This is a genomic window from Pseudomonas sp. 65/3-MNA-CIBAN-0223 (assembly GCF_040310425.1).
Classification (GTDB): Bacteria; Pseudomonadota; Gammaproteobacteria; order Pseudomonadales; family Pseudomonadaceae; genus Aquipseudomonas; species Aquipseudomonas gregormendelii.
In genome coordinates, this window is the sequence record NZ_JBEOPV010000018.1 from 57,662 (window position 1) to 75,082 (window position 17,421).

The following is a 17,421-nucleotide window of genomic DNA, read 5'->3' on the forward strand; positions in this document are numbered from 1 at the left end:
CTCAAAATCCAGTATCCCTCGACCTGCTGGCAGCTGAGGTGCAGGAAGTTCTGAACGGTGAAGGAGGGGAGTTCCTGCATAAATTGCTGCAGGTCGGTGGCTCTCCTCAAGGCGCGAGGCCCAAGGCACTGCTCTATCGCGATGCGCGGACCGGTGTGTTTACTACCGCCGCGATGCCGGGCCTGGAAGCCTGGCTGATCAAGTTCCCGGCCAAAGACGAACACCCCGAGGTGTGTGCAATTGAAATGGTGTATGCCGAGTGCCTGCGCATGTGCGGCATCCCGACCCCGGACACCCAGTATTTCAATCTACCCAATGGACTGGCGGCCTTCGCGACCAAGCGCTTTGATCGACAGGATGGCCTGCGGATTCCGATGCAGAGCCTGGCGGCTTTTACCGGGGCCGACTTTCAGTCGCCGGGAGTGCTGGACTATGTGAACTTCCTGCGCGCGACCCAGCTGTGCACCAACGATGTGCGAGAGAAAGCCTGTGCATTTGAGCGAGCAGTGTTCAACGTCGCATTCAACAATCGGGACGATCACCCCAAGAATTTTGCTTATGTCATGGTGCCAACCGGCGAATGGAAACTGGCACCTGCCTACGACGTGACCTTCTGCGAAGGACCCGGCGGGTATCACCAGATGGATGTGATGGGCGAGGCCTTGGCGGTCAATCGGGAGGCGATGCTCAGTCTTGCTCGCGAAGCAGAAGTCTCGCAACAAACAGCAGCCGACATCATTGACCGGGTTTGCGAGGTCGCCATCAAATTCGCTGCCATTGCCGAAAGCGGTTACCCCAAAGCGATTAGCCTGAACACTCTGGAAATCATTCAAGACCAAATAAACCAGAATATCGGCCTGCTTCGCTGAGGGTCCCTCGCTGTTGGGGGCTAACGGCTTGAAGCCCATTTGCCTGGACCGGCAAATCCCCGGTCAGGCAAGACTGTCCGGATCGCCGAAAAACATCTGGATCCGCGAGCGCAACCAGCGTTCTCCAGGATCGTTGTCCTGCGAACCACGCCAGGCCATGTGCAGCTCGAAACTGCGCACTGGCAAAGGCGGGTCCTCGGCGCGCACGCCGCCCGCGGCAGTCAGAGCATCGGCGGTGTAATCAGGCACGGTGGCGACAATATCCGTCCCGGACAGCAACGTGCTCAAGCCGTTGAACTGCGGTACCGCGAGCACGACATGGCGCTTGCGCCCAAGTTTTTCCAGCTCTTCATCGATAAAGCCACTGAGGTCACCGGCGAACGACACCAGGGCATGGGGGCGGGCGCAGAAGTCGTCCAGGCTCAGGGGGCCCGGCACCGTATCGGCACGCAGCAGTTTGGGCATGCTGCGGCGCAGCACCTTGCGTTTGGCGTTGGCCGGCAGGTCGGCGGTGTAGCTGACGCCGATGGAGATCTCTCCCGAAGCCAGCAAGGCCGGCATCAGGATGTAGTTGGCGCGGCGCACTACCAGCACGATCCCTGGGGATTCGGCGCGCAGGCGCTTGAGCAGCATCGGCAGCAGGGCAAATTCGACATCGTCCGACAGCCCGATGCGAAATACCGCCGTGCTGGTGGCTGGGTCGAATTCTGCTGCGCGGCTGACGGCCGTGGAAATCGAATCCAGTGCCGGGGAGAGCAGGGCAAAGATCTCCACCGCCCGTGCGGAAGGCTCCATGCTGCGTCCGGTGCGCACGAACAACGGATCATCGAACAGCCCACGCAGGCGCGAGAGCGCGGCGCTGATCGCGGGCTGGCCAAGGAACAATTTCTCCGCAGCGCGGGTCACACTGCGCTCGTGCATGAGTGTTTCGAATACGATCAACAGGTTCAGGTCGACACGACGCAGGTCATTACGATTCATCTGGAGTCCTGGCAGAGTCAAGGCTTGACGGGGGCGGTCATATGAGAACAATGACCGGCATGAATCTTACGGGGAAAGGCTGGTACTCTGCACCGAATAATTCATTTTTACCGATGCAGTTCGCCCATGTCCTGGCCAACCGTTGATCCTTTCGGGGGTGCGGAATCAATGACAGGCATGTCGACTATTAATAGCCACTGATAGTCTTGGCTACAAAGCCCATATAGAGTTCGGGGCATTAGAGGTTTCTTTGACGAGGTTTGCGATGTCACGCACGATCCGTTTTCACAAGTTTGGTCCGGCCGAGGTGCTCAAATGCGAAGAGCATGCGGCTGCTTTGCCCGCGCCGGGCGAAGTGCAGGTGCGCGTCGAGGCGATTGGCATCAGCTGGTACGACATTCTCTGGCGCCAGAACCTGGCTCCCTCTCATGCTCGCCTGCCTTCGGGCCTGGGGCATGAAATGTCTGGCGTGGTCACGGCGCTCGGAGAGGGCGTCGACGATCTGGAAGTGGGCGACAAGGTTGCCAGCTTCCCGGCGCAGAGCCCGAATGATTACCCGGTGTACGGCGAACAGATTGTACTGCCACGCACTGCGCTGACCCGTTACCCGGATGTACTCAGCCCGGTTGAAGCCAGCGTGCACTACACGCCGCTGTTGATCGCCTATTTTGCTTATGTCGACCTGGCACGGGTCAAACCCGGCCAGTTCGCCCTGGTCACTGACGCCAGCCACTGTGCAGGTCCGTCTTTTGTGCAACTGGGCAAGGCGTTGGGCGTACGGGTTATCGCGGCGACGAAGAATGCCGAAGAGCGGGAAAACCTGCTGTCCCTCGGGGCGGAAAAAGTCATCGTCACCGAGGAACAGGATCTGCTGATGCAGATCAACAAGATCACCGATAACCGTGGCGTTGACGTGGTGTTCGATGGCTTGGGTGGCCCGCAGATGTCAATGCTCGGCGATGTCCTTGCACCCCGTGGCAGCCTGGTGCTGTACGGTCTGCAAGGGGGCAACCAGACGCCGTTCCCGGCCTGTGCAGCGTTCCAGAAGAACATTCAGTTCTTCGTCCACTGCATCGGTAACTTCACCGGCAAGCCGGAACTGGGCATCGTCCAGGACCAGGTGTCGCTGCAGCGTGCCCTGCGCGATATCAACCAACTGACGGCGGACCGCGTGCTGCTGCCACTCAAGACTCGGGTGTTCCCGTTTGCCGAGTTCGTCGAAGCCCACCGCTACATGGACGAATGCCCATGCCGCGAACGGGTCGCGCTTCAAGTCGAACCGGCCTGACGTCCCCCCCCCCTGAAAAAGTCCGTGACCCACACGGACTTTTTTGTTTTCGGGTTTTAAACAAACCTCCTGTTTCTCTTCCGGGCAGCCTGTTCAGCAACTGAACTGGTTTTTCCCCACCATCTGTATCTTCTAATCAGCCAGTAAGCCTTGATAATTGAACGATTGCTTTCATCTCAAGGAATGTGTCATGACTGAGTGTCAAGTTGTTACTTTTCAGTACAGTCCGTTGATATGCGCCAAACAATCTGTTGATCATCTTTCAGTGATCAAAAACGCACTTGTAGCTTTATTCCTAAATTCTCGTAGTAATTATCCGTCAGACATTGTGGGATATTTCCTAGGACGCAGAATAAGCCCTCTAACTCAAGGCTTTTGAGCGGTTTCTTTGAAACTATCGGTGATGAAGCCTTGGGCGCGGCTCATTTATTTCAAATAATGTCTTGTCCCTTTAAGTGCTAGCATTTGGTAATAAATCTCCGTCGTCAGAATGGAACGGGCAAAGCGCTGCGCAAAAATCATTTGCGCGGGTCGTGATATCGATTTTCCAGCACCAGGTATATAAATATGACCAGCATCCATGATCAAGCCATGAACCATGTCTACCAACAGATATTGCAACGGTTACTGGGTTTTTTCTCTCGCGCCGAACGCACGGCGTTACAGCTGTTAATTCAGCGCCTGGTAGTTGCCGCAGGTGGCATGGAGCGCCTTGCCGATTACAAGGTATTGGTGATTCAGACCGGGTCCCGGGACAGTTGTTACACCCTGGCGCTGTTGCGTGCAGCACAGTTGAGCATCGCCGGCCGCGCACCGGCCACCTTCCAGCTGCGTGTCGCGTCGTTGCAGCAGAGTGGCGTCAGCGCCACCGCGCTGGACAACATCCACAACAGTTACAGCGCTTTGTTCCTTTATGACGACCCGCGGGTCGAAGTGCTGAGGGCCGACAATCGTGAGGTGCTGCCGTTCACTCAGCCAGCGCCAATATCCGAAGCCGGCCGCGAGGTCAGCCGCCTGAACCTGCTGATGGTCGGACATCGCCGCGACAGCGATGATGCCCTTGATCTCTGGGACAACGGATTTCTCGCCACGGGCGAGTTCTATGGCCAGATCGCGCGGTGGGATGGTGGGGTAGACGCCTTGGTCAGTAGCGAGACACCACGCCAGCAGAAGCAATTTTTGTACGGCTTCAAGCGGGCGACCGCCAAGGCCGGCCTCTTGCCGTCGCGGTACACTGAACACGGCTACGAAGATTTGTTCACGCTGCTCGATGAGCTCGGCCCGGAATACTATCAGGGGTTTGAGCCCGAGCTCATGCAGCCGCACTGGCGTCCCGCTGAACTGTTCGAAACCTGCCGGCGCGCGACCTTCATCGACATACACGACATGCTGGTCAGCAATCTTGAGCAGCGCTGGCCGCTGCTGACCGAATTCCTGGGCTTCCAGCCCGACGGACTGATGGCCTACGCGAGCGATAATGAGCTCGTCAGCCTTGAACTGAGCGCTCATGTACGCGGTTTACAGGCCTGTTTCATGCACGGCGACAGCTATGAATCAGGGGTCGCCGAGTTCTTCCAGCGAGCACTGGTCATGATGCGCCGCAAGCAGCTATCGGATGGCTTGTGCCAGCAGGCTGCGCAAGTGTTTGGCCAAATCACCACGGATGCCGAACAGCGTGCCCTGGGCACTGCATATGCGCAGAAGAATCTTGGCCTGAGCGAAGCGCAGCTGGTTTGCCTGCTGTTCGCGCCTTTCGTCGACAAGGGCGCGAGGCTGGAGGGTTTCCTGCGCCGGTGCCATCCCGGGATGCTGATCGCCGTGCCGGACTTGCACCGAGCCATGCAAGGCCACGCTGTGCCCGAGCAGATCCTGCAATGGATGGTGGATGTCAGCGGCTTGCCGCTCGCGTTGATTGGCAAGCTTTATCGCATGGAGCGGGCAGTTGAAGATGCACCAGGCGCGTCCTCGATCAGCTGCGATACGGGCAACACCCAAGCGAGTGACTGGTCAACGGGGCGTTGAATGGCGTGAGAGAAACCGGCTTCGCCTACCAGGCGGTTTACCGCTACCTGACCCAACTGATCAATGAGTCGGCCAGGGACGCCCGGGTGCGCCTCCCTTCCTTGCGCCAATTGGCCGACCGCTTGAGCGTCTCGATCTCGACCATCCAGTCTGCCTACTCGCTACTGGAGAAAGAGGGGCGGGTTTACTCCTTGGCCAAGTCGGGGTACTACGCAGTGCCGGTGTCGTCCATCGATACCCTGGGCGATGGTGACGATCTGCTGGAAACCGTTTACGTCAACGCCCGAAACCCGTCCATGCTGGTGCTCAGCGCCGACGAGCCGACCCTGTTGCAGCCCCTGGATAGCCCTTTGCTGCTGCTCGAGCGGGAACTGCTACGCCAGTACCCGCGGCAGCCGCAATCGTCAGCGCAGCCCTGCGGCGAACTGGAACTGCGGGCGGCACTGGCGGCGCGGTATACCACCTCGCCACAGCGCTGCTGGCACGCCGAAGACGTGTACATCGGCGCGGATCTGCGTGGCGTACTGGAGATCCTCATCGAGGTGCTGAGCCTCAGGCATTCCACGGTCGTGGTGGAATCGCCTTGCGAGTGGCCCGTGCTGCGCCTGTTCGAGTCGGCCGACGTCAAGGTCGTTGAATTGGCCGTACAAGCCGATGGCGAGCTGGATGTCGACACGCTTGAACGGGCGCTGCAGCTAAATCCGGTGCAACTGGTGCTGTTGTCCTCGCGGTTGAATATGCCCCGCGCCAGCCTGGCGTCCGAGGACAACCGGCGTGCCATTGCGCGGCTGCTGGAGCGGCATGCCTGCTGGGTCCTGGAAAATGACTGCCACGGCGAACTCGGCTTCGATCCGGACGGCCTGCGCTTTCGCGACCTGCTGGACCCTGATCGGCTGCTGGTCTATTCAACGTTTGAAAAAATCATCGGGCCTGAGGCGCCCTTTGGCTATGTGCTTTCGCGGCACCTGCGCATGCAGTTGCAACGGCAATTTCTGTTGCGCTCGTTCCGATTGTCGCCGATTCGCCAGAAAGCCATCGCACGCCTGTACATCAACGGGCGGATTGATCAGCACCTTCAGGTGTTGCGTCGCCTGCTCAAGGATCGCTCGGTACAGATGAGCCAGTTGCTGAACGAACGACTGGGCGATGCCCTGAGCTTTGTCGAGCCCCAGGGCGGCGCAACGATCTGGGTACGCTCATTGCGCCAGGTGGATGTGCGCCGGGTGTTCCAGCGCTTGCTGCAACACCAGGTATTGATTGCCCCCGGCGAGTTGTTCAGTTTGCAGGGACTGCATGCGCAGCACATGCGTCTGAGCCATACCTTCGGCGGCGATCATGACCTGTCGGCCGCCATCGGCTTGCTCGGTGACGCGTTGCGCCTGGAGTCGCTGGATTAAGCAAAGCAGGGGTGTCGTGCACGTGGGGGATCGATCTGATCGCGTTGTGGTCAAACTGCCAGTAAACTGCGATTCAATTCCCGAACCAATAGATTCCAGAGGTTTTGCATGACACTCAATCCTTTTGCGGGCAAACCTGCACCGGCAGAACTGTTGGTCGATATCCCGCGACTGGTAACGGCCTACTACACTGGCCAGCCCGACGCCGCCATCTCCACCCAGCGCGTCGCGTTCGGCACCTCCGGGCACCGCGGCAGCTCGTTCGATTTGAGTTTCAACGAATGGCACGTCCTGGCGATCAGCCAGGCCATTTGCCTGTATCGCCAGGCGCAGGGCATCGACGGCCCGCTGTTCGTCGGGATCGATACCCATGCATTGTCCACTCCGGCGGGCGCCAGCGCCCTGGAAGTACTCGCCGCTAATGGCGTGACCGTGATGATTGCCGAAGGTGACGAATACACCCCGACCCCGGCCATCTCCCACGCCATCCTCTGCTACAACCGTGGCCGTACCTCGGGCCTGGCCGACGGCATCGTCATTACGCCGTCGCACAACCCGCCACAAAGCGGTGGCTACAAATACAACCCTACCAACGGCGGCCCGGCCGACACCCACATCACCAAGTGGATCGAAGCCAAAGCCAATGAACTGCTGGGCAACAAGCTCGCCGGCGTCAAGCGCATCAGCTACGAGCAAGCCTTGAAGGCCGAGACCACCCATCGCCACGACTACCTCAATACCTATGTCGCCGATCTGATCAACGTGATCGATTTCGATGCCATTCGCGCCGCCAAGCTGCGCCTGGGTGTAGATCCGCTGGGTGGAGCCGGGGTGCGTTACTGGTCAGCGATCGCCGATCACTACCAACTCGACCTCGAAGTGGTCAACAAACAAGTGGATCCGACCTTCCGCTTCATGACGGTCGACTGGGATGGCCAGATTCGCATGGACCCCTCGTCCAGCCATGCCATGCAAGGCCTGATCGGCCTCAAGGAACGCTTCGATGTGGCATTCGCTTGCGATCCGGACCACGATCGCCACGGCATCGTCACGCCGTCGGGTGGTCTGTTGGCACCCAACAGCTACCTCGCTGTGTCGATCGATTACCTGTTCCAGAACCGTCCACTGTGGCGCGCCGACGCTGCCGTGGGCAAGACCGTGGTCAGCAGTGGCCTGATCGATCGAGTGGCCAAGCGCCTGGGTCGGCGATTGTATGAAGTGCCGGTCGGCTTCAAATGGTTTGCGGACGGCCTGTTTGACGGTTCCCTGGGCTTTGGCGGCGAAGAAAGCGCCGGTGCCTCGTTCCTGCGCAAGGACGGTGGCGTCTGGAGCACCGACAAGGACGGTCTGATCCCGGCATTGCTGGCTGCAGAGATGACCGCCCGCACTGGGCGTGATCCGAGCCAGGCTTATCGCGCCCTGACCGATGAGCTGGGCGAACCGTTCTCGGTACGGGTCGACGCCAAGGCCAACCCGGAACAGAAAGCCTTGCTGAGCAAATTGTCGCCTGACCAAGTGACATCGACCCAACTTGCCGGGGAAGCAATCCAGAGCATCCTCAGCCATGCACCGGGTAACGACCAGGCCATCGGCGGACTGAAAGTCATGACCGAAAACGGCTGGTTCGCCGCGCGCCCGTCCGGCACCGAAGACATCTACAAAATCTATGCCGAGAGCTTCGTCAGTGACGAGCACCTCAAGCTGCTGGTTGCGGAAGCGCAGACACTGGTGGACGGCGCTATTTCCTCGAAGTAATCAGGATAGGGCCACGCAACAGCGAAAGGGGCGACCGTTGAGGTTCGCCCCTTTTTTTTCGTTGATGGCCTTGCCGGTCAAGCCAGGTCCACCAGCACCACTTCACTGTCTTCAATGGCAGTTACTCTCAGCACCTGCTCGTCTGCAATCGCCACACCGTCTCGAGCTTGTGCCTGCAAGCCATTGACTTCAATACGCCCGGTGGCTGGCACCAGGTAGGCACGGCGGCCGCCGTCCAGACGATATTCAGCTGTTTCCCCGGCCTTGAGGTTGGCCGCGACCAGGCGGGCATCCGCACGAATCCGCAGGCTTTCATCATCTCCCGCCTTGCCGCTGGCCAAGGTTACAAATCCTTCGCGCTGACCTTTGGGAAATGGTTTGGCGCCCCAGGATGGCGCCGATCCAGCTTCGTTGGGGATGATCCATATCTGGAAAATCCGCGTCTCGGTCGCTTCCAGGTTGTACTCGCTATGGGCAATCCCCGTGCCGGCACTCATGACCTGAACGTCACCGGCTTCGGTGCGCCCCTTGTTGCCAAGGTTGTCTTCGTGGGTAATTGCGCCTTCACGGACATAGGTAATAATCTCCATGTCCCGGTGCGGATGCTTCGGAAAACCGGTGCCCGAGGCAATCACGTCATCATTCCAGACCCGCAGATTGCCCCAGTTCATGCGCTTGGGGTCATGGTACTCGGCAAATGAAAAATGGTGATGTGCGTCCAGCCAGCCATGATGAGCGCCGCCAAGGGAGGTAAAGGGTCTGAGTTCAAGCATGATCGTCTCCTGCCAAAAGGTGATTTATGGCGATCATCATCCATCAGTCACACATCGATAAAAAGCGTAAATAATGCCTCAATATAATCGAATTGCTCGATGTGTTGATGGCAGGATTTCTTCCGCTCGGCTAGCGATTCAACGATGATCTAGACTCGGTACGACATTGTGCGCAAGCTTGCTGGTGCAATCTCGACGAAACCATAGCCCCTAATTTCCGTCGACCCGCTCAACAAGCACGAGTTGTCCTCCGGAATTCCGGAAGCGATCAATGGCTACTCGGGTGATCAGGCCCTGTGGATTTCATGAGCAGAATTCTGAAGAACTATAAAGTGGGTATCCAGCGCGCGATGAATCCGTTGTACTGGTACTGGTACTTGGCGCGTGTAATTGCTGTCTGATTTTTCCTACATTCTCTAAGTAACAACGATATCAGTTTATTTCTGGTGTTGACATCCAAAAACAATACTGAAAGTATCGCTCCCAGCCAATGATCTACTCGCTGGAATAAATAATTTTATAATCACTCGAAAAGTCATCATGTTTCAATTTTTAGTTGTGCGCAGCGCACACATAGGCGCAGTTTTTTGCACTTCCGAAACGGATGTAGGATTTTACTTACGCTAAAAAAATAGAAATCGAAACATCGAATAACTAATACCCACCGCAACTCAACCTGCGCCGGTTTCAAGCTGACTCTCATGAAGACTGCAGAAATTCTGAAGACGATCCTATGGTTTCGGACGCCTGAGCCTGAACGAAATCGAGGTGCACAGGCGGTCCACGCTGCCCGCTGGCAAGGATGGTGCAAGGCAGTCATCCATGATGCGCGAGTAGGTGGGAAAGGTCGGCTTCATATCAGAATCTTTGTAGCCCTCAAACGTGATATCACGTTGGCGCTGATGGCGATCGGATTGCATACCGCGGCGGCTTTTGGCGCCGCAATCACCCTTAAATCACTGCTGGCGCAACTCATGCAGGGTGCCTCGCCAGTCCTCTCGAACATCACGCAGGGCGCCACCTGCCTTGCGCTGACTTACTGCGCCTGGCTGGCACTCAACCATACGTTCTTTCTCGCTGAACTGGTCGGTGTCGGAAGTCGTTCTTATGTTGAACAACGGCTTTTACTCAAACGGGCTGCTGCACAGAGCGATGCTTTCCCGCTCAGCCTGACTACGTTGTTTGACCGCGAGGCGGCACGTGTCGAATCGTCATGGTCAGGGTTGGTCACGATCACCCTGGCGCTAGCAACTGTCATCTTCACGTCCACGTTTTTCTTTTTTGCTCTGGGTGTTAGTGCAGTGGCCGCCTTGGCCGTCATTGCCGGCAGTTCACTGACCGTGTTCTGGATTGCCCAACGACTGAGCATGACCTATGAACAGCTGTCCTTGAACTCCACTCAGCGCATAGAAATAGGGGCATTCGCGACAAAAAATCGGCGCCAGGCCTGCCTGAAAAACTGGAATGCCGAATTGATTCGCGACTATGCCGCCAAACGAAACCTTGAAGAAGCCTCCCTGAAAAAAGCTGCCCGTCTGGTAGCGGCCATCAGCCTGATCTCGACCATGACGCCCATCGCCGCACTGTTGAGTTCGGCCCTGTTGCAACTGATCTACCTGGGCCACGTCGATATGCCTGGTGTGCTTGCAGCCATCGCATTGATCGGTGGACTGAGATCGGTCGCCAATAATATTCCGGACATTGTGCAGAGCATCTCTCAAGGGTTTGTCGGTCACCAGCATATAGAGCAATACCTGGATGGCTGTGAGCCCGGCACTCCAACTTGCGCAATGATGGCGATGCCTTCTACGACGGCGAAACATATCGCTATCGTCGGTGCTACAGGCAGTGGCAAGACGTCAGTGCTAAGAAAATGTGCGCAACGTTTTCCTGAGACTACCGGCCAGTCGATTTTCATTCCGGACGAGCCATGGATATTTACCGGCGGTGTTGGCGAAAACCTGAGTCTCTATCGCCGGGACTGTACAGGCGAAGAAGTGCGAAATGCCATTGCCCTTGCACGCTTGCCCGAGCAGTTCCACCTCGATTACATCAACGAGCGGAACTCTGGCCCCAAGACACACTGGGACGTTTCCAGGGGGCAGGGAAAACGCGTCGAACTGGTTCGCGCTTTGGTGGCGCAGCCAGATCGGATCTTCATTGATCAACCCACCTCGGGGCTGGACGGAGCGCTAGCCGAAGGATTGTTGAGGTCACTGCTGCGAGGCCCGTGGCGCGACACCAAGGTGATGTTTGTCACAGATAGCCCGGAAGAAAAAGACGCAGCGGAGGAAGTTTGGACTGTTTCAGACGGCATAGTCACTGACGTCCAAATCCAATACGCTGCCGCGCGCGCTCGACTTACCGCCGCACCGGCTGTACGTCCTGTTTCTGTACCGTCGGCGCCAGAGGCAGATCGCTCGACGGTAAAAGACCCGGCAGAGCAGTCTCACGTCAGTTCCAGGTCAATGACCAGCAGCCTGATGAGCTTCGGCATCGGGATCATTACGCTGATTGCCTTCACCCTCCTGGCGCTCAAAGAAGTGTTCACCATTGCCGGCGACTACCTGATCGCCAGCGGATATCTTAGTACTCACCTACATGCATCCTTGATCGGACTGGCCGGCGTTTTGCTGGTGAGTGCTTTACTGTCGATTTCCGGAGCGTTGATGACGGTCAAGAAAAGCGTTGAGGCAGCGTCGGCACATTGCATCCGCTACTTCTCCCATTTTATGGACCCTGGCCTGGATGAGCGCCTATCCCGGGAAGTCAATCGCGACAGCCAAAACAAGCTGACATGGGATCAGCGGCGCGTCGATGAAGTATTGCCCGTCCTGTTGCTGGAAACCGTCAGCGCGGCAACTTTGCTGTCCGTCACCACGGGCTACGTCGTCCTGAACAACATCTACGTACTGTTTCCGTTCATTCTAATGGGCCTGTTTTACTGGCGGGGGGCAAGACGCTCCGGCGAGTTGTTGCAGAGGTCCAATACCCGGGAAATCGACGCGACTGCCGTGTTGTTTTCACGCGTTCAAGCGCTGAACTGGGATGGCGGCCGATTTGACGGCACCGCAAACAACGCAAGCATCCTGGACTGGTTGAGCGCCAGCCTGGCCACTAGGGCTTTCGCTTCTTTGGATAACGCGGCGACGCGTCGCTGGTACAGCTACAAACTGGACTTGATGGGCTTTTTTTTCCTGTCCGGCATCGTGGCTTCAACGATTTACTTTCACGCCACCGGCACAGCCACCATGGCTAACGTGCTGGCGCTGAGCCTCTCCTACAGCCTGATTGCGATTTTTGCGCGCTTGGGCAGATGCGCTGTGGAACTGCGACAAGTCCTCGATAGCGCAGATCGACTGGTGGTGGCTGGTACCTTCCCGGCGACAGCGCCAAGACGCCAACAGGCTCGCGACAATGCGCCACTGGTGTCGTTTTCAAATGTCACGTTTGTTAACCAGCGCAGCGGAACCACAGTACTTGAACAATTCGACCAGGCGTTTCACGAGAGTGATGTGGTGGTGATCATGGGAGCCAGCGGTGTTGGCAAATCAACCTTTGCCAATTTGGTGGTCGGCAGCTTGTTACCCAGTCAGGGACAGATCTCGACACTGGGTGGTACTGATGGGTATCTGGCAAGACAACATGCCGGAGAAGTGCAGTTGTTGACCTCCAGACCGATCTTCAAACCGGGCTTGCTTGTCGAACACTTCAATAGTCCGTCACGGGAAGAGCTCTACCAGAGAGCAGCTTATCTTGGACTTTCGGACGTTATCGACCGCTTGCCGGATGGATTTAATCAACAGGTTCCCTGGAGTGGTGAAATGAACCTGAGCAAGTCAGAACTTCAACGGCTCGCGTTGCTTGACCTGGCTGTGAATACGCCAGCCGTCGCCATACTTGACGAGGCCACCTCGGAGCTCAGCAGTGACGAAGAACTGCAGCTCATCAAGAAAGTGATTACTGCGCTGCCGCACACGTTATTTTTTATCATCACGCACAACCCTGAGCTTTCCACGCTTGGAAACAGAAATTTCAACTTCAACCATGAAAAGCGCCTAGTTGAAAAAACAGCATAAAAATATCCTCACAAGCCGTTATACATGCATTGTCAACATGGATTGCCCGCGCAGCGGGCTGCATTTTGGATCAGTTATTGCGTCGCTAACCCACAACTTCCCTTGAACGGGATTGCCCACTGGCTCATGCAGGCAGCTGTGCTGATCCACCGTTCCTTTAAGCGTTGCTTTTAAAACGTTTGGTATTTCTTGCCATTCGAGCTTCAATTCATCGCCTAACCCAATGACTCGCAAGCATTTCGCTAGAACTCCAGGTCAAATAAAGACACCATAGCGCCCAACAGCCTCACAGCCTGGAGTCCACCCGCGTGCCGCAACACACCCCCGATCTTCCTCCTGAACTTCGTCCGTTGGCAGAGATGCCATTGCTCAAACGCCTGGCCGCCCGGTTCTTTGGCCACGGCCTGACGCGCCTGCGTGCCCAGCACCGGGCGTCGTGGTTGCACGGGCAGGCGGATGGGTTTCGCAGCGGGCACAGTGCGGGGGTGGATTACGGGTATAAGGAAGGCAAGCTCGAAGGGCTTGAAGAGGGGCGGCAGGTTCTGTTGATTCGCGACTCGCGCAGCACCGAGCATCGCCCGCCCAACGTCGACGATTACCTGTTCGACGACTGGCGCCTGCCATTGACCGCCGAGTTGAAAAAACGCATGAAGGCCGATGTCGGACGGTTACTGCCAGCCCATGCCCAGCCGAGTGCTGCGCAGTGGAAGATGATCTTCAGCGACACTCCGTCGACCTCGGTGATTGCCGGTGCCGGAGCAGGCAAGTCGACGACCCTGGTGCTACGCATACTGCTGTTGACCCACTATCTGGGGTTCGAACTCGACTCGATGACCGTGGTGACTTTTACCCGGGAGTCACGCAAGGACTTCATCAACAAGCTGATCGAGATGTTTGCACTGTGGGGGCGGGCGCTGAGTTTCAAGGAGGCGCGCGACCTGGTGCGTACGTTTCACTCACGAATCCTGCCCCTGGTGCGCAGCTTGCCTGGATTCGAACGCCTGCAGGCCTTCGAGAACCTGAGCCTGCGCGCCACCGGCCAGGACGAAGAGGTCGACAGCAACCCGTTCGACCTGCGCATCAATGACGCCCAGCGCCAGCAGCTCAACGCCTGCTACCACAGCCTGCATACCCGTGATGCGCGCTTTCGCGACCTGATCACGCCACTGTCCCGGCATGCCCTGCAACTCAAGGAGCTGGAACGCGATCACCCTGACGTGCAGAAACGCGTGGCGGTGACCCAATTGGCGGCCAATCGTGATGAAGAATTGTGCGATACCATCGAAGACCTGTGGTTTCGCGCGGGTGCATGGCCGATCAAGGGCATCGAGCCCAAGCGCCAGACGTTTGACATCAATGGCTCGACCTTCCATTGTCACGGCTACATTGCGACGCTGGATGCCTGGGTGGTGTTGGGTTTTGATCCACAGGAAAACCCACAGGTTAGCCGTCCAGGGTCGAAACTGTCAGTACGGGCGGAATGGGCGGTAAAGCGCACGTTGTTTCAAGCTTTCTGTCGTAAGCCATTGATATGGTTAGATACCTATCAATCTTCCAAACGAGTGCTAGCGTCGCTTGCCGGTGATGCCAGCGCCGGTCCTGGCTTCGATTACAAGGTCAAGGGTGAGTTGGCTTCCGCGCCGCTGCTGGACTGTTTTGTCGCCGCCGCCGGGTTCATCGAGAACCTTGGCCTGGATGTCCCGACGGCCGTCGGTCAGATGAGCTTTGCCAAGGACGATCCCGACCGGTTCTTCTTCGAGGCGTTGAGCCTGTACTGGAGAGCCCTGGAAGATCATCTGCTGGACCAGAAACCACCGATCATGACTTATAACCGCATGTTCGCGTTGTTCAGCGAGCATTCGCCGGAAAACCTCAAGCTGCTGAGCAACGACCTGCTGCGCCCGCTGGCGCACTTGATGATCGATGAATTCCAGGACGTTTCCCCGCAGATAGTCTCCTGGATTCGCGCCAGCCTGGCCGAGATCCGCAGTCGCGGTCCCGCCATGCATGTTGGCCGAGGCGCTCAGCGTTCTTCGTTGTTGTGCGTGGGCGATGATTGGCAGTCTATTTACGGCTGGCGGGGCAGTTCGCCCAGCTATTTCATGGATTTCAACAAGGAGTTTGCGTCGCCGAGCACCACCAAGGTCATGCTCAGCGACAACTATCGCAGCCATCAGCACATCATCGATGCCGCCGAACACATCGTGCGGGCTGCTCCAGCCATTGCTGGAAAGAAAGCCAAGGCGAGCGGTGCACCCAAGGCGCTGTTACCGGTAAATGTGCTCGATCGGGATGATCAGGGCATGGCCAACCGGCTTATGGAACACTACCGTCAAGGCCATTCGATCTTGATGTTGTATCGAAAAAGCAGCGATAAGCTGTTGATTGAACAGCATATTCAGCCTGTACTTAATGTAGATTCTAACTTGCCGTATGAAGCGCGCCGGTTGAAACAGCTGACTTATCACAGTGCCAAAGGCCTCCAGGCCGACGCCGTGTTCCTGCTGGGAGACTGCCAGCACCTGACCAGCTCCCCCTACAAGAACCAGGTGTACCGTATGGCGGGGTTAGGCAAGGCGGGCGACAACGAGGCCTACGACAATGCGCAAAAGGACGAGATCCTGCGCTTGGCCTACGTCGGCATTACCCGGGCGGTGAGCCACTGTTACTGGTACGTCGATGCCCAGGACACCCAGGCAGCCAATTTGCCCAAGGCTTCTGATCGGGTCGGCAAGGGCAAGGCGTTCTTCGCCGATCACCGGGCAACCAAGACCCCGCTTGAAAAGGCTTGACACCTGTGGCGAGGGACTTTGTTGTGGTAAGGGAGCTTGCTCCTGCTGGGCGGTAAAACGACCCCGCTCTTGAACGCCAAAGATTTCAGGCATAACTCCTGAACGAAACCGGCGGAACAAACGCTTCAAGCTCGTCCTCCACCGCTTCAATGATGCGTTCCACATCCGCAGCGTTCATCACCGTCGCGCACGGGATACCGGCAATGGCGATCATGGTCTCGCCACTGACTCGATCAAACAGACGAGCAATCATGCTCCCCGGCGCGTCCATGCTCGCCTCGAAGCCCATGGGATGAAAATGCCAGCGCATCAGCTGGCAGGCATTTGGGAACGTGACCTTGCTAAACCCTTTATTCATGTATTGCCCGCCTTCTTCATCGAGCGCTTCCGTTAGCTCATGTTAGGAGGGAAGAGCCTTCAATGGCTCAACCGGTGACTGCCATTAAAAGTAGCATCCGGATGTGAAAATCCTGTGGCTTTTTCAAACCGTTTGGCGATTGGCTGGCATTTTTTTGATGCAGATCACGCTTGGGCGCAATAGCCGGCAGCGATTCGCACTCATGGCACCTTCCCTGACCATTGAAGCGCAGGCGGAACTTGGGCAAGCTCGGTTTTTTTCATTGAGCCGTTTATGCACACCGACGATGACGGACCGCAACAGACCCTTGCCACCAGCGAAACGGTCATGCGTTACCACTTGCGCTGGAAGCACCGGGACCTGGACGGGGTAATGGCCCTTTACCACCCGCAGGTGCAGTACAGCGATTTCTTCCAGAATCGGGTAATGGAGCTGGCCGAATTGCGCGAATACGTGCGCAGCAGCATGCCCCGCGACCCCGACGAAGCGTTGGAACATAGCGACAGGATCCGCATCGACGGCGATACCGCTTTTATCCAGTACCGCATTACCCTGCGCGGCGGCGAGGGTCTGGTGTCATTCCGCGCCAGCGAAGCGATAACCGTGCGCGACGGCTTGATATGGCGGGTCAACGAGTACGCTTCACTGGTGCACGAACAATCCGGCAACAAGCCAACCGGCGACCGCCCGGCCGTCAGTCGACTCGGCTTGTCACCCCGGCAGTTGAGCTTCATGGCCGAAGACCTGCAACAGTATTTCCAGCGTCAGCAACCTTACCTAGATCCAGAACTCGACCTGCAGCGGGTGGCTGACGAGTGCGGGTACAGCCGGAACCAGATTTCGTACCTGTTGAATCAAGTGCTTGGCCAGAGCTTCTATCGCTACGTCAATCAGGCGCGATTGCAGCACCTGCTGGCCGCGCTGGATTCGGCCACGCCACCGCTGCGGGTCGATGAACTGGCCTTTGCCGCCGGGTTCAACTCGCTGTCGGCCTTCTATAGCAGCTTCCGCCGGCACACCGGGCAGTCGCCGAAGGCCTACGTCAAACAAATTTCTTTGCGTGCACGCGCGCAAGACAACCACTGAGACCACGCACTAGGATCACGT

The 17,421-nt window shown here is 57.5% G+C and carries 10 protein-coding genes and 1 pseudogene; 8 read left to right on the plus strand and 3 right to left on the minus strand.

The features are described 5' to 3' along the window. Positions 1–11 precede the first annotated feature (11 nt). Positions 12–869 (plus strand): annotated as a pseudogene (locus AAEZ09_RS20805) (type II toxin-antitoxin system HipA family toxin); the annotation flags it as partial. 63 nt (positions 870–932) lie between these two features. On the opposite strand, the gene AAEZ09_RS20810 reads toward AAEZ09_RS20805, so the two are convergent. Then, on the minus strand, positions 933–1,850 hold the full coding sequence (locus AAEZ09_RS20810) for a LysR family transcriptional regulator (RefSeq protein WP_225570433.1): 918 nt from the start codon (positions 1,848–1,850) through the stop codon (positions 933–935). Between the two features lie 265 nt (positions 1,851–2,115). Here AAEZ09_RS20810 and AAEZ09_RS20815 point away from each other — a divergent pair, with 265 nt between their 5' ends. The 4 genes from AAEZ09_RS20815 (at position 2,116) to pgm (ending at position 8,312) form a co-directional block, all read left to right on the plus strand. Then, entirely contained in the window at positions 2,116–3,138 is a 1,023-nt protein-coding gene (locus AAEZ09_RS20815; RefSeq protein ID WP_045058371.1) for a zinc-dependent alcohol dehydrogenase family protein, read from the plus strand. 567 nt (positions 3,139–3,705) lie between these two features. Continuing rightward, entirely contained in the window at positions 3,706–5,160 is a 1,455-nt protein-coding gene (locus tag AAEZ09_RS20820) for a hypothetical protein (RefSeq protein ID WP_082069132.1), read from the plus strand. Next, a complete protein-coding gene (locus tag AAEZ09_RS20825) occupies positions 5,157–6,557 on the plus strand; it encodes an aminotransferase-like domain-containing protein (RefSeq protein WP_350600629.1) in 1,401 nt (466 codons plus the stop codon). The genes AAEZ09_RS20820 and AAEZ09_RS20825 overlap by 4 nt, the downstream gene beginning before the upstream one ends. A 108-nt stretch (positions 6,558–6,665) precedes the next feature. Then, positions 6,666–8,312, plus strand: coding sequence for a phosphoglucomutase (alpha-D-glucose-1,6-bisphosphate-dependent) (gene pgm, locus AAEZ09_RS20830; RefSeq protein WP_045058373.1), 1,647 nt, complete (start codon positions 6,666–6,668; stop codon positions 8,310–8,312). 77 nt (positions 8,313–8,389) lie between these two features. Here pgm and AAEZ09_RS20835 read toward each other — a convergent pair whose 3' ends face one another. Beyond that, entirely contained in the window at positions 8,390–9,085 is a 696-nt protein-coding gene (locus AAEZ09_RS20835) for a pirin family protein (protein ID WP_205892594.1), read from the minus strand. A 701-nt stretch (positions 9,086–9,786) separates the two neighbouring features. On the opposite strand from AAEZ09_RS20835, the gene AAEZ09_RS20840 reads away from it, so the two are divergent. Both AAEZ09_RS20840 and AAEZ09_RS20845 read left to right on the plus strand, forming a co-directional pair. Then, the gene (locus AAEZ09_RS20840; RefSeq protein WP_350600630.1) at positions 9,787–13,164 is read left to right on the plus strand and encodes an ATP-binding cassette domain-containing protein; all 3,378 of its coding nucleotides are present in this window, start codon (positions 9,787–9,789) and stop codon (positions 13,162–13,164) included. A 308-nt stretch (positions 13,165–13,472) separates the two neighbouring features. Then, positions 13,473–15,956, plus strand: a complete 2,484-nt coding sequence (locus tag AAEZ09_RS20845; RefSeq protein WP_350600631.1) for a UvrD-helicase domain-containing protein — start codon at positions 13,473–13,475, stop codon at positions 15,954–15,956. 85 nt (positions 15,957–16,041) lie between these two features. Here AAEZ09_RS20845 and AAEZ09_RS20850 read toward each other — a convergent pair whose 3' ends face one another. Then, the gene (locus AAEZ09_RS20850; RefSeq protein WP_045058376.1) at positions 16,042–16,314 is read right to left on the minus strand and encodes a DUF1652 domain-containing protein; all 273 of its coding nucleotides are present in this window, start codon (positions 16,312–16,314) and stop codon (positions 16,042–16,044) included. A 273-nt stretch (positions 16,315–16,587) separates the two neighbouring features. Here AAEZ09_RS20850 and AAEZ09_RS20855 point away from each other — a divergent pair, with 273 nt between their 5' ends. Continuing rightward, on the plus strand, positions 16,588–17,400 hold the full coding sequence (locus AAEZ09_RS20855; RefSeq protein ID WP_045058377.1) for a helix-turn-helix transcriptional regulator: 813 nt from the start codon (positions 16,588–16,590) through the stop codon (positions 17,398–17,400). Positions 17,401–17,421 lie beyond the last annotated feature (21 nt).